Origin of the sequence: Paraburkholderia sp. EG304 (assembly GCF_046543485.1) — a bacterium.
Classification (GTDB): domain Bacteria; phylum Pseudomonadota; class Gammaproteobacteria; order Burkholderiales; family Burkholderiaceae; genus Paraburkholderia; species Paraburkholderia youngii.
Genome location: NZ_JBKGUA010000031.1, coordinates 38,981 through 63,825, shown reverse-complemented (window position 1 = coordinate 63,825; position 24,845 = coordinate 38,981). Strand labels below are relative to the sequence as shown.

23 protein-coding genes and 1 pseudogene are annotated in these 24,845 nt (G+C 64.5%); 18 read left to right on the top strand and 6 right to left on the bottom strand.

Going from position 1 to position 24,845, the window contains the following annotated elements; all coding sequences use genetic code 11:
• Nucleotides 1-74 precede the first annotated feature (74 nt).
• Nucleotides 75-1,004, bottom strand: coding sequence for a LysR family transcriptional regulator (locus ACLFKU_RS29160; RefSeq protein WP_410851377.1), 930 nt, complete (start codon nucleotides 1,002-1,004; stop codon nucleotides 75-77).
• Nucleotides 1,005-1,091: 87 nt separating this feature from the next.
• On the opposite strand from ACLFKU_RS29160, the gene ACLFKU_RS29155 reads away from it, so the two are divergent.
• Together ACLFKU_RS29155 and ACLFKU_RS29150 are read left to right on the top strand one after the other, a co-directional pair.
• Complete coding sequence (locus ACLFKU_RS29155) at nucleotides 1,092-1,625, top strand: hypothetical protein (RefSeq protein ID WP_176106640.1); 534 nt, start codon at nucleotides 1,092-1,094, stop codon at nucleotides 1,623-1,625.
• Between the two features lie 276 nt (nucleotides 1,626-1,901).
• Nucleotides 1,902-2,714, top strand: a complete 813-nt coding sequence (locus ACLFKU_RS29150) for a DUF4377 domain-containing protein (RefSeq protein ID WP_368582257.1) — start codon at nucleotides 1,902-1,904, stop codon at nucleotides 2,712-2,714.
• Nucleotides 2,715-2,772: 58 nt separating this feature from the next.
• On the opposite strand, the gene ACLFKU_RS29145 is transcribed toward ACLFKU_RS29150, so the two are convergent.
• The gene (locus tag ACLFKU_RS29145; RefSeq protein WP_410851376.1) at nucleotides 2,773-3,063 is read right to left on the bottom strand and encodes a hypothetical protein; all 291 of its coding nucleotides are present in this window, start codon (nucleotides 3,061-3,063) and stop codon (nucleotides 2,773-2,775) included.
• 110 nt (nucleotides 3,064-3,173) lie between these two features.
• On the opposite strand from ACLFKU_RS29145, the gene ACLFKU_RS29140 reads away from it, so the two are divergent.
• The 8 genes from ACLFKU_RS29140 (at nucleotide 3,174) to ACLFKU_RS29105 (ending at nucleotide 10,837) form a co-directional block, all read left to right on the top strand.
• Nucleotides 3,174-4,139, top strand: a complete 966-nt coding sequence (locus tag ACLFKU_RS29140; RefSeq protein WP_410851375.1) for a GlxA family transcriptional regulator — start codon at nucleotides 3,174-3,176, stop codon at nucleotides 4,137-4,139.
• Between the two features lie 63 nt (nucleotides 4,140-4,202).
• Nucleotides 4,203-4,625 carry a MarR family winged helix-turn-helix transcriptional regulator gene (locus ACLFKU_RS29135; RefSeq protein ID WP_368582260.1) on the top strand — a complete coding sequence of 141 codons (423 nt, stop codon included), beginning with the start codon at nucleotides 4,203-4,205 and terminating at the stop codon, nucleotides 4,623-4,625.
• An 83-nt stretch (nucleotides 4,626-4,708) separates the two neighbouring features.
• Nucleotides 4,709-5,131 carry a MarR family winged helix-turn-helix transcriptional regulator gene (locus ACLFKU_RS29130; RefSeq protein ID WP_368582261.1) on the top strand — a complete coding sequence of 141 codons (423 nt, stop codon included), beginning with the start codon at nucleotides 4,709-4,711 and terminating at the stop codon, nucleotides 5,129-5,131.
• Between the two features lie 81 nt (nucleotides 5,132-5,212).
• Nucleotides 5,213-6,313, top strand: coding sequence for an HlyD family secretion protein (locus tag ACLFKU_RS29125; RefSeq protein WP_410851374.1), 1,101 nt, complete (start codon nucleotides 5,213-5,215; stop codon nucleotides 6,311-6,313).
• Between the two features lie 7 nt (nucleotides 6,314-6,320).
• The gene (locus ACLFKU_RS29120; protein ID WP_410851373.1) at nucleotides 6,321-7,892 is read left to right on the top strand and encodes a DHA2 family efflux MFS transporter permease subunit; all 1,572 of its coding nucleotides are present in this window, start codon (nucleotides 6,321-6,323) and stop codon (nucleotides 7,890-7,892) included.
• Between the two features lie 9 nt (nucleotides 7,893-7,901).
• Complete coding sequence (locus ACLFKU_RS29115; RefSeq protein WP_410851372.1) at nucleotides 7,902-9,326, top strand: efflux transporter outer membrane subunit; 1,425 nt, start codon at nucleotides 7,902-7,904, stop codon at nucleotides 9,324-9,326.
• 187 nt (nucleotides 9,327-9,513) lie between these two features.
• Nucleotides 9,514-10,449, top strand: coding sequence for a 2-dehydropantoate 2-reductase (gene panE, locus ACLFKU_RS29110; protein WP_368582265.1), 936 nt, complete (start codon nucleotides 9,514-9,516; stop codon nucleotides 10,447-10,449).
• Between the two features lie 88 nt (nucleotides 10,450-10,537).
• Nucleotides 10,538-10,837 (top strand): hypothetical protein, encoded by a 300-nt coding sequence (locus tag ACLFKU_RS29105; protein ID WP_026228439.1) that lies wholly within the window; start codon nucleotides 10,538-10,540, stop codon nucleotides 10,835-10,837.
• Nucleotides 10,838-10,863: 26 nt separating this feature from the next.
• On the opposite strand, the gene ACLFKU_RS29100 is transcribed toward ACLFKU_RS29105, so the two are convergent.
• A complete protein-coding gene (locus ACLFKU_RS29100; RefSeq protein ID WP_410851371.1) occupies nucleotides 10,864-11,301 on the bottom strand; it encodes a carboxymuconolactone decarboxylase family protein in 438 nt (145 codons plus the stop codon).
• Between the two features lie 118 nt (nucleotides 11,302-11,419).
• Here ACLFKU_RS29100 and ACLFKU_RS29095 point away from each other — a divergent pair, with 118 nt between their 5' ends.
• From ACLFKU_RS29095 to ACLFKU_RS29070, 6 genes are all read left to right on the top strand, one after another.
• Nucleotides 11,420-12,907 (top strand): PLP-dependent aminotransferase family protein, encoded by a 1,488-nt coding sequence (locus ACLFKU_RS29095; RefSeq protein ID WP_410851370.1) that lies wholly within the window; start codon nucleotides 11,420-11,422, stop codon nucleotides 12,905-12,907.
• Between the two features lie 375 nt (nucleotides 12,908-13,282).
• Nucleotides 13,283-13,735 carry an HU family DNA-binding protein gene (locus ACLFKU_RS29090; RefSeq protein WP_013092256.1) on the top strand — a complete coding sequence of 151 codons (453 nt, stop codon included), beginning with the start codon at nucleotides 13,283-13,285 and terminating at the stop codon, nucleotides 13,733-13,735.
• 411 nt (nucleotides 13,736-14,146) lie between these two features.
• Nucleotides 14,147-15,556: a circularly permuted type 2 ATP-grasp protein gene (locus ACLFKU_RS29085; RefSeq protein WP_368582268.1), complete on the top strand. Its 1,410-nt coding sequence runs from the start codon at nucleotides 14,147-14,149 to the stop codon at nucleotides 15,554-15,556.
• A gap of 117 nt (nucleotides 15,557-15,673) precedes the next feature.
• On the top strand, nucleotides 15,674-16,624 hold the full coding sequence (locus ACLFKU_RS29080; RefSeq protein ID WP_368582269.1) for an alpha-E domain-containing protein: 951 nt from the start codon (nucleotides 15,674-15,676) through the stop codon (nucleotides 16,622-16,624).
• Between the two features lie 12 nt (nucleotides 16,625-16,636).
• On the top strand, nucleotides 16,637-17,437 hold the full coding sequence (locus ACLFKU_RS29075) for a transglutaminase domain-containing protein (protein WP_368582270.1): 801 nt from the start codon (nucleotides 16,637-16,639) through the stop codon (nucleotides 17,435-17,437).
• 105 nt (nucleotides 17,438-17,542) lie between these two features.
• Complete coding sequence (locus ACLFKU_RS29070; protein WP_368582271.1) at nucleotides 17,543-18,415, top strand: peptidase; 873 nt, start codon at nucleotides 17,543-17,545, stop codon at nucleotides 18,413-18,415.
• A gap of 151 nt (nucleotides 18,416-18,566) precedes the next feature.
• Here the strand turns inward: ACLFKU_RS29070 and ACLFKU_RS29065 are convergent, their stop codons facing one another.
• Complete coding sequence (locus tag ACLFKU_RS29065; protein ID WP_368582272.1) at nucleotides 18,567-19,757, bottom strand: porin; 1,191 nt, start codon at nucleotides 19,755-19,757, stop codon at nucleotides 18,567-18,569.
• Nucleotides 19,758-20,144: 387 nt separating this feature from the next.
• Nucleotides 20,145-21,416, bottom strand: coding sequence for a YhjD/YihY/BrkB family envelope integrity protein (locus ACLFKU_RS29060; RefSeq protein ID WP_410851369.1), 1,272 nt, complete (start codon nucleotides 21,414-21,416; stop codon nucleotides 20,145-20,147).
• A 193-nt stretch (nucleotides 21,417-21,609) separates the two neighbouring features.
• On the opposite strand from ACLFKU_RS29060, the gene ACLFKU_RS29055 reads away from it, so the two are divergent.
• Both ACLFKU_RS29055 and ACLFKU_RS29050 read left to right on the top strand, forming a co-directional pair.
• Nucleotides 21,610-22,149, top strand: coding sequence for a YbaK/EbsC family protein (locus tag ACLFKU_RS29055; RefSeq protein WP_410851395.1), 540 nt, complete (start codon nucleotides 21,610-21,612; stop codon nucleotides 22,147-22,149).
• Nucleotides 22,150-22,275: 126 nt separating this feature from the next.
• Nucleotides 22,276-23,835: a methyl-accepting chemotaxis protein gene (locus tag ACLFKU_RS29050; RefSeq protein WP_410851368.1), complete on the top strand. Its 1,560-nt coding sequence runs from the start codon at nucleotides 22,276-22,278 to the stop codon at nucleotides 23,833-23,835.
• Between the two features lie 70 nt (nucleotides 23,836-23,905).
• On the opposite strand, the pseudogene ACLFKU_RS29045 reads toward ACLFKU_RS29050, so the two are convergent.
• Nucleotides 23,906-24,719: pseudogene (locus ACLFKU_RS29045) on the bottom strand (SulP family inorganic anion transporter); the annotation flags it as partial.
• Nucleotides 24,720-24,845: the final 126 nt, after the last annotated feature.

Sequence of the window (24,845 nt, the reverse complement as noted above, 5' to 3'; positions counted from 1 at the left end):
CGCGGCCGTACCGTAATCGCCAAATGGTTGCCAGAAATGGCGGCCAGACCACAGGTACTCCTGCAGACCGGCAATCAGCGCCCATTTTGGGTACTCGCCGTGCGGCTCTTCACATGATCGATGAACGCGCGCAGCTTCGGCATGATCTGCCGGCGACTCGGATAGTAGAGAAACACGCCAGGGATCAGCGGCGCATACGCCTCCAGAACGCGCACGAGCTTTCCGGTTCGCAACCCCTCGGCGGCCATCGGCTCGGGTAGCTGAGCAAGGCCGATGCCTGCGTTCGCCGCACCCAGCATGCCCAGAAAATCGCTGGCGATGAAAGGACCGGAAACGGCGACTTCGATCGGCTGGCCGTTGTCGATGAACGACCACGACGCGAGCGCGCCGTTGGAGCGCCGCCAGCGAATGCAGGCATGCGTACGCAGATCGTCGATGTGCTCGGGGTGGCCGCGCGCCGCGAAATAGCCGGGACTTCCCACCACGACGAAGCGGAATGGCGCCGTCAACGGCACCGCGACCATGTCGGCGGCAACGAACTGGCCCAGCCGGATGCCGGCGTCGAAGCCTTCCGCTGCGAGATCGATCAGCTCCTTGCTGGCGGCAATCTCCACCTCGACCTCGGGATTGGCCTCGCAGAACGACGCGATCAGCGGCTCCAGCAGGATCGGCACGACCGCGCGTGGCACCGAAAGACGCAACAGGCCGGACGGCCGCTCGCCGAGTCCGCGCGCCACCTCGCTGGCGGCGACGAGTTCCTCGAAAGCGGGCTTGGCGCGCGCCAGAAAGCGCTCGCCGGCTTCGGTCAAGCCGACGCTGCGCGTCGTGCGAATGAAAAGCGTCGCGCCGATGCGCGCTTCGAGCACGCGCACCGCCTGACTGATCGCCGACGGCGTCACGCCGAGCGCCGCGGCGGCGCCGCGAAAACTGCGATGCTCGGCCACGCTGAGGAAGACCTCGACGCCGTCGAGTGCACCCTGCCTGACTGTGAAGTTCTGCTTCATAGCCTGTCAACATTGTGAGGAATAGTCGCTCGCGCGAGACGATGGTACACCTATCACCTGCGCATCCAACATTCGACAGGAGGCATCATGTCAGCGCGGCTTCTCTTTCAGATGCATCTCGTTCTGGGCTACGTTGCCTGGTTGTTGTGCTTCGGCACCTACGTGTGGCCGAAGCTCAGGTCGATGGCGCCGTTCGACGCGCAACGCGCGATCGCCACCTTGCACAGCTTCCGTTTTTTCGGGCTCGCGTTCCTGCTACCCGGCGTCGTCAGTCCGCAACTGTCCGCGAGCTTCGCCGCGTTCGCCGCTTACGGAGATTTCGCCACGGGCGTGCTGGCGATGCTGGCCTTGCTGACGGCGCGGATACGGCCGCTTTTCTGGTCGTTCGTGGTTGCTTTCAATCTGGTCGGTATGGCCGATCTGCTTGTCGACTACTACCACGCGACAGCGGCCGATCTGCCCGCGCATTCAGGAGAACTGGGCGCCATGTACGCGATCCCGATCATCTATGTACCGACGCTGGCGATCACGCACGTTGCCGCCTTCTATCTGATGCTGCGCCCCCGGCTCAGGAGACTTCACGCCGCGCCCGCGGTGCGTCGCGACATATCCAAGGCGTAGCCTGCGTCACCTGCCGCAGTTCGGTAACCTAACGAAGAATCCAAGGCAGACATGGAACAGCATATTTCCGCCATCTACCTGCGTTATGCTGTCGGTCGTCGAGTCGATTGCTCGCGGCCTGAGCGACGCAGGTGCGCAAACCCGGCGTAACGTGGCCGGGTGGTGACCTTCACTGGCTTTTCCGGCTTTCGGGCATGCGACCTGATGCTCGCGTCCCTTCGCCAGGCGACGCGGGCCAACGCCCGGAACAACCACTGAACTCACCGAGGTGCCGACGTGAAATACCGCTTGCTCCTGCTGCCGCTCGTTCTCGCCGCGTGCGCGCAGACACCCGAAGTGACAGCGCCGGCTCCCGCGGCGACCACGGCCGCGGCGAACCCGGCGGCGCCGACCGGCACCGATCAGCTGGCCCGCTACCACTGGCAGCTGAGCAACGCGATCGACAGCAACGGCAACCGCATCGATGCGCTGTTCGCCCGCCCGGACAAACCGGTGCAACTGGACTTCAGTCCGTATCGGATCACCGTCGTCAATAGCTGCAACAACATGGGAGCGGGTTACACGGTGAGGAAGGGGTATCTGCAGATCGGCCCGATGGTCACCACGATGATGGCCTGCAACGACCCCGCGCTTGCCGCACTCGACGATGCGATCTCGCAGCGAGTGCGCGGCAGCGTCAATGTGAACCTGCTCGCGCGCGACAACGGGCCGCGCCTGCAACTCGTCACGGATAACGGCGATACGCTGAGCTTTACCGGCGTGCCGACGGCCGAGACGCGCTACGGCGGCCCCGGTCAAATTGCATTCCTGGAGGTGGCGCCGCAGTCGGTGCCGTGCACCCATCCGTTGATGCCGGACGGGCAATGTCTGCTCGTGCGCGAACGTTTCTTCGACGAGCAGGGGCTGGCCACCGGCACGCCCGGTCCGTGGCAGCCGTTCAATCAGAATATCGAAGGCTATACGCACACGCCGGGCATCCGTAACGTGGTGCGCGTCAAGCGTTTTACGATCACGAACCCGCCCGCCGACGGACCGTCGGTGGCTTATGTACTGGACCTCGTGGTTGAATCGGAGAAGGTCGGGCAGTGATGCTTCCGCAAGCGTGCCGCCGGCCAGGCCGGCGGCACCGTTCATCCCGCCTGCAACATCATCCCTTGTGAATCAGCCGCCCGAGCGGCGCGAGCGGTCCCACCGGCAAATACTCATACTTCATCAGCCCGTCGGCCACGAGCGGCAACGCGTCGAGTATCGACCTGGCCTCATCGACCGATGCGACGTTCATCAGGAAGATCGGTCCGGCCTTGTCGCGGAACCAGAACTGCTCGACCTTGCCGTCCAGATAGAACTGCAGAGTGGCCGGCACCTCGTGAGGCAAGTGCTGCTGGAGCTTGTCCGGGGTGAGGGTCGGTTGTGCGGATGCGATGGCGAAAACTTTCATCTGTGACCTCCTTGGTCGACGTTCGTTGCGATGTACAACGGAGTTCACTGTAGCCCTCGTCCGGAAAAAGCTGTATCGTCGCAAATGACAAGTTTAGGGTCATTTACGCCATGCGCATCGCGATCCTCGCCCTGCAGGGGCTGTTCGATACCGGCCTCACCGTCATGCTCGACGCGTTCTCGCTCGCCAACCGGTTCGCGGCCGCGAAGATGGGCGGACGGCCGCACTTCGAGCTGTCGATCGTCGGCGTGCGCAAGAAGGTCCAGTCGGGGCAGGGGTTCGCGATCCCCGTGCAAGCGATCACCGCCGACCTCAAACCGGACTGGATGGTCATTCCCGCGCTCGGCACCGGCACCCCGGAGCAACTGGTGCCGGCGCTCGAACGGCCGGACGTGCGCGACGCCAGGGAACAATTGCTCGCGTGGCATGCACAGGGCACGTTGCTTGCCGCGTCGTGCATCGGCACGTTCCTCGTCGCGGAAACCGGGCTCCTCGATCATCGCGAAGCGACGACGACCTGGTGGCTGAGTCCACTGTTCCGGCAGCGCTATCCGGCGGTGCTGCTCGATGAGTCGCGCATGTTGGTGCCAACGGAGGTCGGGGTGACGGCGGGCGCGGCGATGGGGCATCTCGATCTCGCGCTGTGGCTGATCCGTCGCGCGAGCCCCGAACTGGCCGCGCTCGTGTCGCGGTATCTGCTCGCGGATCTGCGCTCATCGCAGGCGCCTTACATCATTCCGAACCACCTCGCGCAGGCCGATCCGCTGATTCAGCGTTTCGAGCGATGGGCGCGCGATCATCTGAAGGAAGGGTTCTCGCTGCAGCACGCGGCAGCCGCACTGGCGACGAGCGCGCGCACGCTGCAGCGTCGTTGCCAGGACGTGCTCGGCAAATCGCCGTTGGGGTACTTTCAGGATCTGCGTGTCGAGCACGCGCAGTCGCTGCTGCATGGCAGCGGCCTCGGCATCGACGCGATCGCGGCCGAGGTCGGGTATGTCGACGGTGCCACGTTACGCACGCTATTGCGCCAACGACTGGGCAAGGGTGTGCGTGATCTGCGAGCGGATTTGCGGTGAGGGCTTGCAGTGCGTGCGCAGAAAAACTTGACATCGTGCATATGCACACATAGACTTCGCTCCATGAACCGTCCAGTCTCCTACGATGAATGCAACTGCTTCGCGCTGCGCCAGGCGGCGCGGCACGTCACGCAGATCTACGAGCGCCATCTCGGCAGCGTCGGGCTGACGGCTGCGCAGTTCACGATCCTGGCAAAGCTCGCGCGCACCCCGAACCTGCCGATGGCGGAGCTCGCGGACGCGATGGTCATGGAGCGCACCACGCTGGTCCGCGCAATGAAGCCGCTGCAGCGCGACGGTCTCGTGTTGGCCGAAGCGGCGGACCACGACAACCGCACGCTGCTGTTCAGCCTGACGGAAAAGGGCGTGACTACCTTCGATCAGGCCTCGGTCGCATGGCGCGCCGCGCAGGACGAATTCGAAAAGAAGTTCGGTCGCGCCCGCGCGAAGACGCTGCGCGCGGAGCTGTTCAGCATCACCGACTAGATCGGCACCGGAGCCCGCCTCGGCGGGTTTTATAATGCCGTTTCATGTGCATATGCACTAACGAGCAAAAGGAAGGGCAGCGAATGGAAGCGCTCCTAGATGACGACTGCTTTGCGATCCGCCAAGCGGCACGTCACGTATCGCAGATCTATGATCGGCATCTGTCGAATGTCGACCTGACCATCACGCAGTTTTCGCTGCTGGGGCGTCTGAAGCGCACCGGTCCGATGACGATGAAGCAGATCGCCGAAGCCATGCGCATGCAGCGCACCACGCTGGTCCGCACGATCCAGCCGCTGCGCCGCGATGGGCTCGTGTCGAGCGAGGCACTGGGTGCGGATGCACGCACGCTGCTGATCTCGCTGACACCCGAGGGCGAACAGCGGTTAGCCTCGGCCCGCGCGTACTGGTACGCCGCACAGGCCGAGTTCGAACACCGCTTCGGCGAGAAGCGCGCGGCCGCGCTGCGCAGCGAGCTATTTGCGATCACCAAAGATTCGCTTTGACATAAACGCTGAAGGTAGCGGAGGCCGGCGCACCGCGCCGTTTTTTTCAACCTGAAGAGTGCATACGCACATATCGACATCATGTCCACAACTCCCTCGACCGTCGCGCCCCCGAGCGCGGTACAGCCAGCCCGAGCGGCGCGGCGTATCCCGTGGATGCTGCTCGCGATCCTGTCCGTTCTCGTCGTGCTGGCGCTGGCCACGTCGTACTGGTTCTTCGTCGGCCGCTTCCTCGAGACGACCGATGATGCCTACGTCGGCGGCGACGTCACGGTGATGGCGCCAAAAGTCAACGGCTTCGTCACCGACGTGCTGGTGCGCGACAACGAGTTCGTGCATGCCAACCAGGTGCTGGTGCGTCTCGACGCCCGCGATTACGACGCGCGTCTCGCGCAGGCCAACGCGGAAGTGGAGAGCGCGCAGGCCGCCGTCACCGAGCTCGAAGCGAAGAAATCGCTGCAACTCGCGGCGATCAACGAGCAGGCCGCGGAGGTCCGCGCGTCGGGCGCCGAGCTGACGCGCAGTGCGGCCGACCAGATCCGCTACCGCGAGCTCGTGAAGGACGACGCAGTGTCGAACCAGGTCGTCGAGAAAGCCGATGCCGATCTGACCAAAGCGCGCGCCGCGGTCGATCGCAGCGGCGCGGCGCTGCTCGCGGCGCAACGCCAGATCGCGGTGCTCGACGCGCAGATCGGCGACGCGAAAGCGCGCATCGCGACCGCGCAGGCCGCGCAGCGCGTCGCCGCGTTGAACGTGGAATACACGACGATCCGCTCGCCGATCGACGGCTATGTCGGCAATCGGACCGCGCGCGTCGGGCTGCTCGCCAACACCGGCGTGTCGCTTCTGACCGTCGTGCCCGCGAGCGGCCTGTGGATCGACGCGAACTTCAAGGAAGACCAGCTGCGCAAGATGCGCGCGGGCGACAGCGTCGAGGTCCAGCTCGACGCGTCGAATACCACGCTGCATGGCGTGGTCGAAAGCCTTGCGCCGGCGACCGGCGCGACCTTCAGCGTATTGCCCGCGGAAAACGCGACCGGCAACTTCACGAAGATCGTGCAGCGCGTGCCGGTGCGCGTGCGCCTCGACGTGCCGAAGGACATGCAAGGCGTGTTGCGTCCCGGCCTCTCCGCGACGGTGAAAGTGCACGTCGATGCGGGCCATCCGGCCGCGCAGGGATGAACCGATCATGACCGACGTTCTCGACAACCCCGCCGACCAGCCGACCCGCACCAAGGTCTTCGCATTCGCGCTGATGTGCGTGGGCTTTTTCATGGCGACGCTCGATATCCAGATCGTCGCGTCGTCGCTGCGCGATATCGGTGGCGGGCTGTCCGCGAGTCAGGACGAACTGTCGTGGGTGCAGACCTCGTATCTGATCGCGGAGATCATCGTGATTCCGATGTCGGGGTGGCTCACGCGCGTGTTCTCGACACGGTGGCTGTTCACGTTTTCCGCGTTCGGCTTCACGGTGACCAGCATGCTGTGCGGGCTCGCATGGGACATCAACTCGATGATCCTGTTTCGCGGTCTGCAAGGCGCGCTCGGCGCCGCCATGATCCCGACCGTGTTTACGACCGCGTTCGTGCTGTTTCCCGGCAAGCAGCGTTTGATCGCATCGACGACGATCGGCGCGCTCGCGTCGCTGGCACCGACGATCGGCCCGGTGATCGGCGGCTGGATCACGTCGCAATGGTCGTGGCACTGGCTGTTCTATCTGAACCTGGTACCGGGCGTCGCCGTTACGCTGCTGGTGCCGAAGTACGTGCATATCGACAGGGTCGATCTGTCGCTGCTGAAGAAGGGCGACTACGTCGGCATCCTGCTGATGTCGGGTTTTCTCGGCTGCCTCGAATACGTGCTCGAAGAAGGGCCGCGCAAGAACTGGTTCGGCGACGACGTGATCGTGCTGTGCGCGTGGGTCGCGGCGATCTGCGGGTTTCTGTTCCTCGTGCATGCGTTCACCGCGAAGGAACCGATCGTCGACCTGCGCGCGCTGGCGCTGCGCAACTTCGGTATCGGCAGTCTGCTGTCGTTCATCACCGGGATCGGGATCTTCTGCACCGTGTTTCTGACGCCGGTGTTTCTTGCCCGCGTGCGCGGCTTCGATTCGTTGCAGATCGGCCTCGCGTTGCTATCGGTCGGCTGTTTTCAGTTGCTCGCGCTCGGCGCGTACTCGACGCTCGCGCGCTTCGTCGATATGCGCTTGCTGATGGTGTTCGGCCTCGCGCTGTTTGGCATCGGCTGCTACCTGTACGTGCCGTTGACGAACCAATGGGGCTGGCAGCAACTGCTGATTCCGCAAGCCTTGCGCGGAATCGGCCAGCAGTTCTGTATTCCGCCGATCGTGACGATGGCGCTCGGCGCGTTGCCGCCGTCGCGGCTGCGCTCCGCGAGCGGACTGTTCAATCTGATGCGTAATCTCGGCGGCGCGATCGGCATCGCGGTCAGCAGCACGATGTTGAACGACCGTCTGAATCTTCACTACGAACGGCTCGACGAACATCTGAACGCGGGCCGTCCGGTCGTCGAATCGATCTTGCAGAAGCAGGCCGAGTATTTGTCGGCAGTCGGCGGCAACGTATTGAATGCTGCGAATGCGGGGCTGGCCGAATTGCACGAGGCATTGATGCGCGAAGCGCTGGTGCTCGCGTTTTCCGACGCCTTTCTGGCGGTTGCGCTGTGCTTCGTGGTCGCTTTGCTGAGCGTGCTGTTTTCGCGGCCGTTCGGCAACACCGCGCCCCCGCCCGATGCCCACTAGGAGTCCAACATGAAACGGATGGCGATGAAATTAGTGGCGAGCGCGGCATTTTTGACGCTCGCGGCCTGCGCGGTGCAACCGGCCACGCACGCGGATTTGCCGCATGCGGTGCAGACGCTGGCGCCGGCCGCCTGGAGCGTCGACGCACCGCAGGATAGCGTGAACACCGATGCCTGGTGGGCGCAATTCGGCGACCCGGTCATGCATCAGCTGATCGAATCGGTGTTGACCGGCAACCTCGACGTGCAAGCCGCGGCCGAGCGCGTGAAACAGTCGCAGGATCTGGTGACGCAGAATCGCGCCGCGCTGCTGCCGGAGCTGAATGCGAACGCAGGCGCTTCGATCGAGCGGCAGAACACGCCGCCGCCGCTCGGCTATGTGCGCCAGGCCGGCTTCGGCCTCGCCGCGAGCTGGACCCCGGACGTGTTCGGCGGCGAACGACTCGCGGTGCTCGCGTCGCAGGCGCAGGTGTCGGGTAGCGTTGGGGCGCTGAACCAGTTGCGGCTCGCGCTCGCGGCGAACACGGCGGCAGCATATATCGATCTGCGCTGGGCGCAGGCGCAATTGCAGATCCTCGACGACAACGAGCAGATCCGCAGCCGCGCGCTGAAGCTCACGCAGGCGCGTCTGCATTACGGACTGTCGACCCAGCTCGACGTCGCCCGCGCGCAGAATCAGTTGCAGGATTTGCAGGCACAGATTCCGCGCATGCAATCGACGGTCCAGCATCAGCTGAGCCTGATCGCCGTGTATTCGGGGCGTACGCCGGAAAGTCTCGATACGCTGCTGCTTTCCAGCGCGCGCGAGATTCCGGTGCCTGCGGAAAGCGCGCCGCAGGTATTGCCGTCCGACGCGTTGCTGCATCGGCCCGACGTGCGCACCGCTTATGCGCTCGTCGAACAGCGTGCGGCGGAAGTGGGAGTATCGAAGGCCCAGCGCTATCCGCAGTTCAAGATCAACCTGACGAATGGGCTGCTCGCATCGTCGTACCTTGGCTTGCCGACGCTGACCGACAATCTGTTTAGCGCCGCGTTGAATGCAACGAGCCCGATCTTCAACGCCGGGCGCATCACCGCGAACATCGACGCGAACGAGAGCCGCATGCGCGAATCGCAGCTCGGCCTGCAGCAGACGATGCTGCAGGCGCTCAAGGAGGTCGAGGACAATCGCAGCGATCTCGTCAGCGGCGCGGCGCAGGTGCAGCGCCTGGCCGGTGCGCTCGATGCGTCGAATCATGCGCTGCGTCTGTCGACCGAGTTGTATAAGGGCGGCGCGTCGAGCTTCCTCGACGTGCTCGACGCGCAGCAAGCGTATCTGCGCGATTCGGAATCGCTGAATCAGGCCCGGCGCGAGCACGCGCTTTCGGCGATCGCGCTGTACCGGTCGCTGGGGGGCGGGTGGGAGCAGGGAGAAACGGTCGCGTCCGGACAGTAAGGCACGCGATAGCGCGATTGCGGCCAGAAGGCGCGGGACTTCGAAAGCGTCCGCGCCACAGTTGAGCCTCCCCGGAACCGATTCCCAATCTTTGCTACATTCTGCACAAGAAGCACACGGCAACATCGGGATGCGTCCACCAGCGACGCGCATGATCGGCAAACCGAAATCTTTCAAGAGGCTCAAGATGCGAATTCTGGTAGTAGGGGCAGGCGCGGTTGGCGGTTATTTCGGCGGACGTCTGGCGGCGGCGGGGCAGGACGTGACCTTCCTCGTACGCGCCGGTCGCGCCGAAAAGCTGCGGCGCGACGGCCTCGTCATCAACAGCCCACGGGGCAATCTCCAGTTGCGCGACGTGAAGACGATCCTGGCAGGTGTCGCCAGCGAGCCGTTCGACCTCGTGCTGCTGAGCTGCAAAGCCTACAGTCTCGACGACGCGATCGATTCGTTCACGCCATTCGTCGGCGAAGAAACGCTGATCCTGCCGATGCTTAACGGCATGCGCCATATCGAGGTGCTGAGCGCGCGCTTCGGCAAGGAGCGCGTGCTCGGCGGCCAGTGTGTGATCGCCGCGACGCTCAATGCGGAGCAGCACATCATGCATCTGAACGACATGCAGGCGATTACGTTCGGCGAACTCGTGGGCGGCACCTCGGAGCGCACCCAGGCGATTGCCGATGCGATGTCGGGCGCGAAGTTCGACGTCGCGGTCAGCGACAACATCCTGCTGCGCATGTGGGAGAAATGGGTATTCCTCGCCACGCTGGCCGGCACCACCTGCTTGATGCGCGGTTCGGTCGGCGATATTCTGGCCGCGCCTGACGGCAAGCGCGTGATCGAGAAGCTGCTCGGCGAATGCCGCGCGGTGGCCGAACACAATGGCTTCACGATGGACGCGGACTTCGACGCGCGCGCCATCCAGGTGCTTCTGACGCCGTCGCCGCTCACCGCGTCGATGCTGCGCGACGTCGAAAACCGCTCGCACACCGAGGCGGATCATATTCTCGGCGACTTGATCACGCGCGGCGGCGACGCGCAAAAGGGCGAACACGCGTTGTCGCTGCTGCGCATCGCCTATAGTCATCTGAAGACGTACGAAGCGCGCCAGACCCGCACTTCCTGACGGCTCGCCGCGGTCGGCGCGAACGCGGACCGGGCGAACGGCGCGCCGCGCATGAGCGCCGCCGCAACCTGACGATCGGAGGTCAAGCATGCCGACTCCCACTGGATCGGTGCCCGCGCTCAGCGCCGCTTCCGCGACCGTGTTCTCGATCGGCATCGTGTTTCTCGGCTACTGGGGCATGTATGAGCCGACCGCCTGGCACAAGGCCGACATCGTAGTCTTCGTGCTCGCGCTGGCCGGCTTCGCGTGCCTCGGCCTCGTGCCGTGGATGGCGACGAGTCCCGTCGAGCCGGAGAACAGCGACTCGCGCGTGCGGATCGCGCGGCATCTGTTTCTCGCGGGCGTGACCTCGATCTGGCTCGCGGTGGCGGTTTCCGTGATCTTCTGAAGCCTCGCGACTGCCAGGGCGCGCGCTTACTCCGGCATCTTCCTGAACGACACCGCAATCCGGTTCCAGCCGTTGATCGCAACGATCAGCAGCGTCAGGTCGCTGATTTCCTGCTCGCTGAAATGCGGCTTCACTGCTTCCCATACCGTATCCGGTACGCGCGTTTGCGCGATCAGCGTCACCGCCTCTGTCCATTCGAGCGCCGCGCGTTCGCGCGCGGTGAAAAACGGCGCTTCGCGCCACGCGGCCACCGTCGCGAGACGCCGTTCGGTTTCGCCGTGCTTGCGCGCGTCGCTCACGTGCATGTCGAGGCAGAACGCACAGCCGTTGAGCTGTGACGCGCGAATCCGCACGAGTTCGGCGAGCGTCTTGTCGATCGTGCTCTTGCCGATCGTTTCCTCGAGCGCGAGCATCGCGCGCGTGCCGCTCGGGCTGGCCTTGTAGAAGTCGAGACGTGCTTGCATCAGAGAGTCCTGGTGAGTGTGCGAGGGGCGTCCAGATGGGCGTCCGTGGAGGTAAGCTTACGTTCGGCACTGGTCGTTCGAAATAACCATTTCGCCGTTATTTGAGGTAACCATCCGAATGGACATTCACATCGCGGTCGAAGGCCATCACGATCTGTCCGGACAGATTTATCGGCAGTTGCGCGCGGGCATTCTCGAAGGGCGGCTCGCCGGCGGCACGCGTCTGCCGTCCACACGCGATCTCGCGACCCAGCTCGGCGTGTCGCGCAAGACCACGCTCGATGTTTTCGAGCGGCTGCTGTCCGAAGGCTATCTGAGCGCGCGCGCCGGTTCGGGCACCTTCGTCGCCGACGGGCTCGAACGGCTGCCCGCCCAGCGCTCCGCGCAGGCGCGCGCGGCGGCTCGGTCGCGCGAGCGGGACGCCGCGCAAGCGAAAGCCGCCGCACGCGCGCAGCCGCTGTGGGAACAGATGCCCGACAGTCTGCCGTTGCCGCGGCCGTCGGTGCCGTCGCCGCTCGACTTCATCGGCGGCGCGACCGACAAGACGCTGTTTCCCTTCGACGTCTGGCGCCGCTGCGTGAATCACGCGCTACGCGGCCAGGCGCGCAGCCCCGGCACCTATCGCGAGGCCGCCGGTGAGCAGCAGCTGCGGCTCGCAATTTCGCGCTACCTCGCCTTCAATCGCGCGGTGTCGAGCAACTGGGACGACGTGATCGTCACGCAGGGCGCGCAGCACGCGCTCGATCTGATCGCGCGCATCACGTTGCGGCCCGGCGACATCGCGGCCATCGAGGACCCCGGCTACCCACCCGCGCATGCCTGCTTCACGGTGACGGGCGCGCGCGTGGTGCCGGTTCCGGTCGATAACGAAGGCCTGATCGTCGGCAAGCTGCCGGACAAGGCGCGGCTCGTCTACGTGACGCCTTCGCATCAGTTTCCGCTCGGCATGCCGATGAGCCTCGAGCGTCGCGTCGAACTGCTCGAATGGGCGCAAAAGCGTGGCGCGGTCATCATCGAGGACGACTACGACTGCGAGTACCGTTTCGAGGGCCGGCCGATGGAGCCGCTGAAGAGCCTCGATCGCGCCGGTCTCGTCGCCTATGTCGGCACGTTTTCGAAGACGATCTTCCCCGAGCTGCGCATCGGCTACCTGGTGCCGCCGGCGTCGTTGCACGGCCCGCTGCTGAAGGCGCGGCAGATCGCCGATTGTCACGGCTGCACGCTGACGCAGACGGCGCTCGCGGCGTTCATGCTCAATGGCGACTTCGCGCGTCATCTACGGCGCATGCACAAGGCTTATGCGGCGCGCCGCGCGATGCTGCTCGAGCATCTGCAAGGCGACCTCGCGCGCTGGTTCGAACCGATCGTGCCGACTGCCGGTATCCATCTGGCGGCGCGGCTCAAGGGGCCGTTGGCGTCGCTCGGCGAAGAGGCGCTCGTCGCCGCCGCGCGTGAAGCGTCGATCGGCCTCTATGGACTCGCGCCATTTCACCATCGCGTGACACCGCAGCCTGGGCTGATGTTCGGCTATGGCAGCATCGCGGCCGAGCATATCGACACGGCGCTCACGAAGCTCGCCGGCATCCTGCCGCGCATCGCACGCTGAAACGGAACCCGGCGCAAGCACGGCGTAGGCATCGTCGCAGCGTCGGGGTTGCGTTGCTTGACGTGTCAAACGAAGAAAATGCCTTGATTCAAGGGACGAAAACACCAGCCCGCCTCGCCACGACCGCCTCGAAACCGCCGCCGAAACGAACTGTAACGAGCGTTACTCCTGCATGTTGAAGACCTCGCGGCACACGTTTTAGCCGCTAAAACAGGTGCTAAAACGTGTTGGACCGTTGGCGCCACGCAAAAAACTTCATCGCAATACATAAAAGAGTCGCGCAAATCGCTTTAGCGCTTGTAGAATCCGGCGTTGAAGCGTGCGCATACGGTGTGCGCTTCGAGCAATTCACTGACCACAACAGGTAGGAGAAACATGCCGACTTCCGCAAAAAAGGTGGCCAAGAAGGCTGCTGCCCCGGTACCGACCAAGAAGGTTGCTGCAAAGAAAGTCCCTGCGAAGAAAGCCGTCGCAGCCAAGAAGGTCGCCGTGAAGGCGTCTGGCGCACCGACGCCGATCAAGGACACCTTCACGAAGGCCTCGTTGGCAGCTCACATCGCTGAACGTGCTGCAGTGGAACCGAAGACCGCCAAGGCTGTGCTGGCCGCGCTCGAAGACACGATCCTCGGCACGGTGCATAAGAAAGGCGCTGGCGAATTCACGCTGTCGGGTCTGCTGAAGATCGTCGTGCAGGCTGTGCCGGCGAAGAAGAAGCGCTTCGGCAAAGATCCGTTCACGGGTGAAGAGCGCTGGTTCCCGGCCAAGCCGGCAAGCGTGCGCATCAAGGCACGCGCGCTGAAGAAGCTGAAGGACGCAGCGGCTGCCTAAGCGCGTTGCGCTCACGCTCATGCGTCGGCATGGCGCGGTTGTGCTTAACCATGCCTGACGTTTGAGTGCGTGAAAAAGCGCCTGCATGCAGGTGATCGAAGTCCCCGTGGGTGAGAATCCGCGGGGACTTTTTTTATGCGCTCGCTGCGTAGCGCTCATCGCACCTATTGGCGAAACGGCGGGCGCGACTCTCATAGTGTGCTCCCTGATGGCGCGCGCGCACCTGACTGGCGCATCATGATCCACGACAGTACGATCAACGCAATTCGACGCCCTGCGGATGCGCCGCTAGCGTGCACGTCGACGCGCATCATCACGACATATTCAATGGCATAACGCTTGCTTGATCAAGGTCGAATACCGAATGCGCAGCGCATTCGCCTTTATTCGACAAACAAGACTGGGGCTGACATGCGATGCTATGACGAGATGCGCTATCACGACGATGGCGTACGGCCGCATTACGCGCGCTTCGAGCGATGGTTGGATAGCCAGGGCAACGAAGCGATCGCACGCAAGCGCGCGGAAGCGGACCTGCTGTTCAGGCGCGTCGGCATCACGTTCGCGGTGAACGGCGACCTGTCCGGCACCGAGCGGCTGATCCCCTTCGATCTGATTCCGCGCATCATTCCGCGCGGCGAATGGCAGACGCTCGAAGCGGGTTTGCGACAGCGCGTGCAGGCTCTCAATCTGTTCATCCACGACGTCTATCACGATCGCAACATCGTGCGCGCGGGCATCGTGCCGGCCGAGCAGGTCTATACCAACGCGCAGTATCGTCCGGAGATGCAGGGCGTCGACGTGCCGCTCGGTGTTTACGCGCATATCGCCGGCGTCGACGTGGTGCGCGCCGGCGACGAAGGCGAGTTCTACGTACTCGAAGACAATCTGCGTGTGCCGTCGGGCGTGTCGTACATGCTCGAAAACCGCAAGATGATGATGCGGCTCTTCCCCGAACTGTTCGTGCAGAACCGCATCGCGCCGGTCGCGCATTACCCCGATCTGCTGCTCGATACGCTGCGCTCGGTCGCGCCGGAAGGCGTCGACGATCCGGTCGTCGTCGTGCTGACGCCGGGCATGTACAACTCCGCGTATTTCGAGCATACGTTCCTCGCGCAGCAGATGGGCGTCGAGCTCGTCGAAGGCAAGGATCTGTTCGTCGACGACAACTACGTGTTCATGCGCACCACCCAGGGACCGAAGCGCGTCGACGTGATCTACCGGCGCGTCGACGACGACTTTCTCGATCCGCTCGCGTTTCGCGCCGACTCCGCGCTCGGCGTGCCGGGTTTGCTGACCGCCTATCGCGCCGGCCGCGTCGCGCTCGCCAATGCGATGGGCACCGGCATCGCCGACGACAAATCGATCTACCCGTACGTGCCAGGCATGATCGAGTTCTATCTCGGCGAAAAGCCGATTCTGAACAACGTGCCGACCTATCAGTGCCGCAATCCCGAGGACCTCGCCTATACGCTCGCGCATCTGCCGGAGCTGGTGGTCAAGGAAGTGCACGGCGCGGGAGGCTACGGGATGCTGGTCGGCCCTGCCGCGACGAAGGCCGAGGTAGAGGCCTTCCGCGAGCGGCTGATCGCGCGTCCGGCCGGTTATATCGCGCAGCCGACGCTGGCGCTGTCCGCGTGTCCGACCTTCGTCGAAGCGGGCATCGCGCCGCGCCATATCGACCTGCGGCCGTTCGTGCTGTCGGGCAAGAGCACCACGATGGTGGCGGGCGGTCTCACGCGCGTCGCGCTGCAGCAGGGCTCGCTCGTCGTCAATTCATCGCAGGGAGGCGGGACCAAGGATACCTGGATGGTCGACTGATGCGCGGCAAGCGGCACGCAATGCGCGTGCGCCGCCGTCGCTCAACGGATAACCAGCGCGGACTTTCGTCGCCGACGAAGGCCTCGCGCGTTCAGATCACAGACATGGAACGCCGTCATGCTTAGCCGAACCGCCGATCACCTCTTCTGGATGGCCCGCTATATGGAGCGCGCGGAGAACACCGCGCGCATGCTCGACATCAACCTGAAGGCGCAACTGCTGCCGCAGACGCCCGAACAGGAGGCTCGCGCGCAGCGCTCGGTGCTGCGCATCTCCGAGCTCGAAAGCGCCTTCGCGCAGCGTTACGACGAACCGACGCTCGAGCACGTGCTCGACTTCATGGTCGCCGACGCGAGCAATCCGTCGAGCATTCATTCATGCCTGCAGGCCGCGCGCGAAAACGCCCGCGCGGTGCGCGGCACGCTGACGACCGAGTGGTGGGAAACCATCAACGACACGTGGCTCGAATTCAACGAGCGGCTTGCGAGCGGGCAGGCCGCGAGCAATCCGGGCTCGTTGTTCGAATGGGTCAAGTTCCGCTCGCATCTGTCGCGTGGCGTGACGATCGGCACCGCGCTGCAGGACGACGCGTTCTTCTTCACCCAGCTAGGCACCTATCTCGAGCGCGCCGACAATACCGCGCGGATTCTCGATGTGCGTTTCGCGAACGTCGAGCCGAACTCGCGCGACGCCGCGCGCCAGCTGGAGGACTTCTATTACTGGACCTCGATCCTGAGCTCGGTGTCGGCGCTCGAAATCTATCGCAAGGTGTATCGCGACGTCGTGACGCCCGCGCGCGTCGTCGAGCTGATGATCCTCAATCAGCAGATGCCGCGCTCGCTGCTCGCCTCGCTGGACGGCGTGTGCAGCAATCTCGCGATGCTGCGCACGTCGGGCTCGAACCAGTGCGAGCGCTTCGCCGGCAAGCTGCGCGCCGAGCTGCTCTATGCCGACATCCGGCAGATTTTCGAAACCGGTTTGCATGGCTATCTGACGCAGTTCCTCGCTCGCGTGTTCGAGCTGGGCAATCTGGTGGCGCGTACTTATCTGATGCTGCCAGTGGCCTGACGGAGTTTTCTCATGTACCTGACGATCCGCCACGACACCTCTTACCGCTACGAAGCGACGGTTCATTATTCGATCCAGCAGTTGCGCCTGACGCCCTCGAGCGGCGCCGGGCAGACCGTGCGGCGCTGGAGCATCGACGCGCCGGGCAAGCTGGACGCCACACTCGACGCCTACGGCAACGTGCTGCATACGCTCGTCATCAACAAGCCGCACGACGAGATTCATCTGCGCGTGTCGGGCGAGGTGGACACAATGCCGCTCGTCGACGGGGTGCTGCACGATCCGCCCGGCCCGATTCCGCTCGAGCATTTCACCTGCGCGACGCGTCTGACCGAAGCCGATGGCGCGATTCGCGAGTTGGCGGAATCGGTGGCGAATCTGGCGAGTCCGGCAAGCCTGATTGCGCTTGCCGAGCAGATCGTGCAGCGCGTGCAATACCGGCCCGGCGTGACCGAGGTCACGAGCACGGCCGCCGAGGCGCTCGCGCTCGGCAACGGCGTGTGCCAGGACCATGCGCATCTGATGCTCGCGTGCTGCCGCGCGCGCGGCGTACCGGCGCGCTACGTGAGCGGTTATATCGAACCCGGCGACGTGCCGCATGGCGCGAGCCATGCGTGGGTCGACGTCTGGCTCGAAGGCAAAGGCTGGATATCGCTCGACGTCACGCACGCCGGGTTTGCCAGCGAGATCTATTGCCGCCTCGCTGTGGCGCGCGACTATGAGGCGGCCGCACCGGTGCGCGGCCGGCGCATCGGCGGGCTCGAAGAGGAGCTTCACGTGGCGGTGGCGGTCAGCACGCAGATGTCGCAGTAGCCGCGTTGCAACGCTAAAGGCTGCGAAAAGGCCGTAAACACGGATAAAAGGCGCCCGTGCGCCGCATTACAATAGGTCCGTTCCCTCGCGTTCTGCGGATTCGTTATGACTTACTGCGTAGCGATGGCCGTCAACGACGGTCTCGTATTCCTGTCCGATACGCGTACCAATGCGGGCGTGGATCACATCAGTACCGCGCGCAAGATGTCGGTGTTCGAGCAACCCGGCGAACGCATGCTGGTGCTGCTGGGTGCCGGCAATCTGTCGATCACCCAGGCGGTGCTGCACGAGCTGTCCGAGCCCGCCGATGCCGGCGAGCCGACGCTGTGGAGCGTGCCGACGATGGCCGACGCCGCGCGCGTGGTCGGCAGCGCGGTGCGGCGCGTGCACGAGCGCGAAGCGGCAGCGCTGCAGAAGTTCGGCGTCGACTTCAACTGCAGCTTCATTCTCGGCGGCCAGATCGCGGGCAACCGCATGCGGCTTTTCATGATCTACGCGGCGGGCAATTTCATCGAGGCGTCGGCGGTGAATCCGTACTTCCAGATCGGCGAATCGAAGTACGGCAAGCCGATCATCGACCGCGTGCTGACGCCGTCCACACCGCTCGACGAGGCCGCGAAGTCCGCGCTGATCTCGATGGACTCGACGCTGCGCTCGAACCTGTCGGTGGGCTTGCCGCTCGATCTGCTGGTGTACGAGAAGGACGCGCTGCGCGTCACGCGGTTCGTGTCGATCGATCGCGACAACGCGTACTTCGACATGATTCATCGCACGTGGGGCGAGCGTTTGCGCCAGGTTTTCGCCGAGATTCCCGATCCGGACTGGCAGCTGTCGCTGGATGCGCCGTCGCTGCATCCGGAGCGGGCGCTGGTGCTATATCGCGCGCCGGTCGGCGCGGATGGTGTCGAGCATGAGCACGATGTGCCGCCCGCGCAGATTCTCGCGCAGGCGGACAAAGGGAAGGCGCAGCGGCGCTAGCTGCGTTGGTTTCGGCGCGCGTCGGGCTCGCTCTGACCCACATCAAGATCTCAGGACGAAAAAAACCAGCCGTCGGCACCGCCTCTGGCTGGTTTCTGGTCTCTGGCTACGCAGCTCGTCAGCTGCGTAGCCGGTCCGATTCGAAGTCCGATTAGAACTTGTGACGGATACCGAGGCTGACCATGACCTGGTTGTTGGTGCTCGACTGGTTGCCATACGAACCGATCGAAGCCGTAGCCGATTGAAGGGTACTGGTGCCCGGTACACGCTGTTCGCCGCTTGCGTGCTGCCATGCGCCGACCAGGTAGAAGTCCGTGCGCTTCGAGAGGTTGTAATCGCCGCCCAGCGACACTTGGTTATACGTTGCGGATGCGTCGCCGTGACCCTTCGTGTAGGCGTAGCCAATACCCACCAGTGCTGCCGGCGTGACCTGGTAGCCCAGGTACGCACGACCCACTTCGTACTTCTGGGTCGTCGTGAAGCCCGAGCTTGCGTCCGGACGGTATTGTGCGTTGCTGTACGACAGGTTGCCGGTCCACGGGCCCGTCACGTACTGAACCGCGACCGACGCGATGCCGATCGACTTCGATGCAGCGTAAGCCGAGTTGATGCCGGCGTTGGCCGGGAAGTTGGAGTCAAACGTGGCGCCCGGCGCTGCCGTACCTGCCCAGCCGCTATTAGCCGCACGCGTAGCCGGCGAATTGGCATTGCTTGCATGCAGGTAGCCAGCAGCGATGCTGAACGGACCCGTTGCATACGTTGCTGCGCCCGACCACGTCTGGCCCGAACCCGTCGCGCCTGCGACGCCGCCCAGAGCATACAGACCTTCGATCTGGAAGCCCGACCAGACCGGCGACACGTACTTCAGCGAGTTGATGACGCGGAAGCTGTTGTCGTTGTTGTCGACGTCGCCCGGCGTAGCGAATGTGCTACCGAAGTAGTTGTCGCCCGTCAGCGGCTGGACCATGTCGACCAGCGGGTCGTACTGACGACCAGCCGTGAACGTGCCCCAGACGTCGCCCGTCAAACCGACGTAAGCCTGACGACCGAACATCGAGCCACCTTGCTGCAGCTTGCCGGTGTTGATGTCAAAGCCGTTTTCCAACTGGAAAATTGCCTTCAGGCCGCCGCCCAGGTCTTCCGTGCCCTTCAGGCCGAAACGGTTACCTTGGATGTTGCCGCCAAACAGTTGAACGAGGCTGCCGCCCTTCGGCGTAGCGTTGTTCACGTACTGGATCGACTCATCCAGCACGCCATACAGGGTCACGCTGCTTTGCGCGTGTGCGACACCGGCGACGCCGAGGAGCGCCAGCGAGAGGGTAGACAGTGCGATTCGTTTCATCCATTTCTCCACGCAGATGATTGTTCGTTGTTGCGGAAAGCAGAATAGCTCAGCGCATCCGCCCGGTAGAAACGGAAAAAAAAGAGTGTCGCCAAAAACTGACAATCGAGGCAAACCCTTGTATTTACAGCCCATCAACGATTATTTCTATTTGCGCAACATTTATTGGTCTGATGCGCATTATTGTTGATTTGTTGATAGTGACGGGGTGACTTAACGCACTTTCGGCATCGATTTGCATGCTAAATGTAATCTAGTCGTCTACACGTCCGCTCGGCTTTGTAGTGAAAACATAAAAGAAACAGCCGGCGAAATGACTAGACAGGCTGGACAGAAGAACCGCGTTGTGTCCAAGCGTCGTCGAGCGGTTTGACGGCGCAACGCGTTTCAGCGCCTATCGGCGCCACGGCGCGCCATGGCCGCGGCCGTGAGTCCCGCGGCGGCCGCGAGCAGCACCGAGGTCCACGGGTTGCGTCGCACGTAGCGGTCGGCGGCCGTCGCCTGGCGGCGCGCTTCGACGATGGCTGACGCCGCGAGACGGGTGGCTTGCGCTTCGACGTCGAGCACCTTGCGCGTGACGTCGACCGCGGTTTCATGCGCAGAGCGCTTAGGCGCTGCCGCCTCGATCCCTGACGGCGGCAGCGGCGCGGTCGTTTGGCTTGCAACACGCACAGCCGTGCGAGCCGACGAAACGGCGTTCCCCGCGACGGTCGATGCCGCCAACACCGACGCAAGCTTCGCGCGGCTGCCTGGCGGCGCTTCCCCCTGCATGCCCCAGCCGCCGCGCGGATCGTGCAGCCTGCCGCGCGCCGCCGAGAACTCCGCGCCAAGCAGCAGCACCAGCGCCGAGAAGTACAGCCACATCAGCAGCACCGCGAGCGAGCCGGCTGCGCCGAACGCGCTGGCCATTCCCGCATGCGCGAGATAGAGCGCGAACAGCTTTCTGCCGCCGGTGAACAGCACGGCCGCGACGACGCCGCCCACCAGCGCATCGCGCCACAGCACCCGAGCGTCGGGCAGGAACTTCAGCAGTGCGGCGAATGCGAACATCAGCACGAGCAGCCCGACGCCGAGCTGCAGCAGATTGCCGATCACGACATAGGGCGAGTCGCCCCACAGCCACTCGCCGATAAAGGCGATGACCGTATCGAGCACCAGCGACACGATCAGCAGGAACGCGACGCCGAGCACGAGTCCGAACGAAATCAGCCGTACCCGCACGAGCGCGAGCCAGCTGGCCGAGCGCGGCCCGGTGTAGGGCCATACTATATTGAGCGCGCTGTTCAGCGACGAGAACGTCGCCGACGCGCCGATCGCCAGCAGCGAGAACGAAATGATCGTCGCGATGCCCCCTTTGGCGCCCGCGTGATGCGCGTTCTCGACGATCGTCTGCACGCCGGCCGCCGCCTGGTCGCCGATCAGGCCGTTGATGTGGCCGAACAGCTCGCCGCGCGCGGCCGCCGGGCCGAAGAACCAGCCGGCCACCGCGATCACCATCACGAGCGTCGGCGCGAGCGAAAACGCCGCATAGAACGCGATGCTCGCCGCCATCTCCAGACAGCGGTTCTCCGTGAACTGCCGAAGTGCGCCCATCGCCCAATTGGCCTGGTGACGCGCGGCCTGCTGGAGGTTCTCGCGAGAAAGGGTATCGATGTCCATGATCGTGTCTGAATCGTGACGGCGCTTTCACGGTGTTTGCCTTGTCGCTTTGCGCAAACCTCGTGCCCGTCACTATACAAGTTAAGCGGTGAGCTTCACGGCCTGTTTTCATGGCCTGCTTCGATGGCCCGCTCCGCGGCCGCCCGCCCGTACCGCTAGAATGCAGCGGGTTAATGTCACCTTTCCGCTCATCATGCATTCGCACGAACTCGTACGGCAACTGGACGTCATCGAGCGCGACCAGTGGAGCGCGCATCTGCCCGCGCATGTCATCGAACAATTGCCGGCGCACGGCATCACGGTGTTCGCCGTTACCGACGACGCCTCCGACACCGCAGCATTCAGCGCGCGCTATGGCTTCGGCCTCGAAGACTGCGCGAACACGATCGTGATCCGCTACAAGAAAGACGGTGGCGAGCACTACGCGGCGCTGGTGTCGCTTGGCTCGCGGCGGCTCGACATCAACGGCGCGGTGAAGGCCGCGCTCGGCGCACAGCGGCTGTCGTTCGCGAAGCGCGAGGCCGCGGTCGAGCATTGCCGGATGGAGTTCGGCGGCATTACCGCCTTTGGTCTGCCGGCCGACTGGCGCGTGCTGGTCGACGCCGCGGTGATGGACCGTGCGCAGATCGTGATGGGCGCCGGCGTGCGCGCGGCCAAGCTGCTGATGTCGCCCGACGTGCTGCGGCAATGGCCGCGCTGCGAGGTGGCGGCGCTGACGCTGCCGGCGGACTGAAGCCCGCAACCTTGAAGTAGCACTGAAGTTTTCCGCCGTCGCGCCGTTAATCCCGACAACGACATGAAACGTTTGCGGCTGTCCGCTCGCGCCGACAACCGCGAACCACGACAAGGGATACGGAAGATGGAACGGTTTCGCCTGAAGGTGCGGCTGTGGCTCGCGCTCGCGGTGATGTGCATGGGCATTCTGGCGATCGGCCTGTGGGGTGCATACAAAACGCGCGACACGATGATCGCCGATCGCGAGGACGAGCTGAAAAACGTGGTCAGCATCGCGTACAGCGTGCTCGATCGCTACAACGCGCTCGCCGCGGCCGGCACGATGCCGCTCGCCGACGCGCAGCGCGCCGCGATGGACGACCTGCGCGCAATGCGCTACGACGGTGCCGGCGGCTATCTCGTGCTCGAAGACAGCCGCGCGCACGTGCTGATGCATGCCACGCGCGCCGACCTCGTCGGCAAGGACATGAGCACCGTCACCGATCCCGACGGCCGCCATGTGTTCAAGGAGGGTTCCGAGCAGACGCAGCGCGAAGGCGAGGCATTCGTCCATCTGATGTTCCCGAAGCCCGGCACCAACCAGCTCGCGCCGAAGAGCAACTACATGCGGCTTTACAAGCCGTGGGACTGGACCATCGTCACCGGCGTGTACACGGACGACATCGAGGCGGTGTTCTACCGCACCCTCGCGCAATACGTGATCGCGGCGCTGGTGCTTTGCGCGCTCGTGTCGCTGGTGATCGGCGTGATCGTGCGCAGTATTCTGCGTCAGCTTGGCGGCGAACCGGCGTACGCGGTGCAGATCGCGTCGCGTATCGCGGACGGCGACCTCGACGTGATCGTCGATACGAAGACCGGCGACCGTACCAGCCTGCTCGCCGCGATGAAACGGATGCAGCAGCGTCTCGCGCAGGCGATCGAGCAGATTCGCGGCGGCGCGACGCTGATTTCGTCGGTATCCAACGAGATCGCCGCGGGCAATTCGGATCTGTCGCGTCGCACCGAGCAGCAGGCGGCCGCGCTCGGCGAGACCGCGTCGAGCATGGAGCAGATCACCGCGACCGTGCGTCAGAACGCCGACAACGCGAAGCAGGCGAGCCAGCTCGCGCACAACGCGTCTGAGACCGCGGCGCGCGGCGGCGCGGTGGTCGGTCAGGTGATCGACACGATGCGCGGGATTTCACAGTCGTCGCACCGGATCGGCGACATCATCGGCGTGATCGAAGGGATTGCGTTTCAGACCAACATCCTCGCGTTGAACGCGGCCGTCGAGGCGGCGCGCGCGGGCGAGGAGGGCCGCGGTTTCGCGGTGGTCGCGGGCGAAGTGCGTACGCTCGCGCAACGCAGCGCGGCGGCCGCGAAAGAGATCAAGGCGCTGATCGAGGAATCGGCCGCGCAGATCGCGGGCGGCTCGGAACACGTCGGGCGCGCGGGCGACACGATGCAGGAAGTCGTGCAGGCGGTACGTCGTGTCAACGACATCATGGGCGAGATCAGCGCGGCGTCGGTCGAGCAGACCTCGGGCATCGAGCAGGTCAACATCGCTGTCGCGAGCATGGATCAGACGACGCAGCAGAATGCGGCGCTCGTCGAGGAAGCGAGCGCGTCCGCCGATGTGCTGAAGACGCAGACCAGCCAATTGTCGGCGGCGATCTCGGTGTTCAAGTTGCCGGAGCAGCGCTAAAGCGCCAGGCCGCGTTGCCGACGCACGCGCGAGCATTCACCGCACGCGCGCTCGCAACGCGGTGCGTGTGTCACGCGAAGCCGATTCCCGCGCGGCTCAACAATTGGCGGTTGCGCTCCGACAGGTTCTGCATCCGCAACTCTTTGCCCGCCTTGCGATAGCGCTCGGCCAGCCCCTGCAACGCGGCGAGCGCCGAATGATCGGCGAGCAGCAGGTGACTGCAATCGACGGTCACGCTCGCCGGGTCTCGCGCGGGATCGAACAGCTCGTGAAAGCGAGTCGTCGACGCGAAAAAACAGTGTGCCGCGCGGCACGTAGGTCTTATGGCCCGCGCGATCCTCCCCGGGCGCGTGAAGTTCGCGCGCATGCTGCCACGCGAAGTTGAGCGCGGCGATCACGATGCCGCACATCACCGCGATCGCGAGATCGGCAAATACGGTGATGACCGTGACCGCGACGATCACGAGCGCGTCGTTGCGCGGCACCTTGCCGAGCACGCGCAGCGAGCCCCATGCGAAGGTCTGCCGCGCGACCACAAACATCACGCCGACCAGCGCCGCGAGCGGAATCCGCTCGATCAGCGGCGACAGGAACAGGATGTACAGCAGGATCATCACGCCGCTGACGATTCCCGACAGCCGCGAACGTCCCCCCGAATTCAGGTTGATCATGGTCTGGCCGATCATCGCGCAACCTCCCATGCCGCCGAACAGTCCCGAGGCGATATTCGCCGCGCCGAGGGCGACGCATTCGCGATTCGGCTGACCGCGCGTTTCGGTGATTTCGTCGGTCAGGTTGAAGGTCAGCAGCGTTTCGAGCAGACCGACGATCGCAATCAGCACCGCGTACGGCAGGATGATGCGCAGCGTCTCGAGATCGAGCGGGCGTTGCTGCGAATGCCGGACAGCCAGGCGGGCCGACCGGAAGCGGGACTAGCGGTGATCATGTTTTACGAGGTGGCGCGCGAGCGCAATGCTGAGGCCTGCATGCGCTGCGCTGAACGGGCTTGG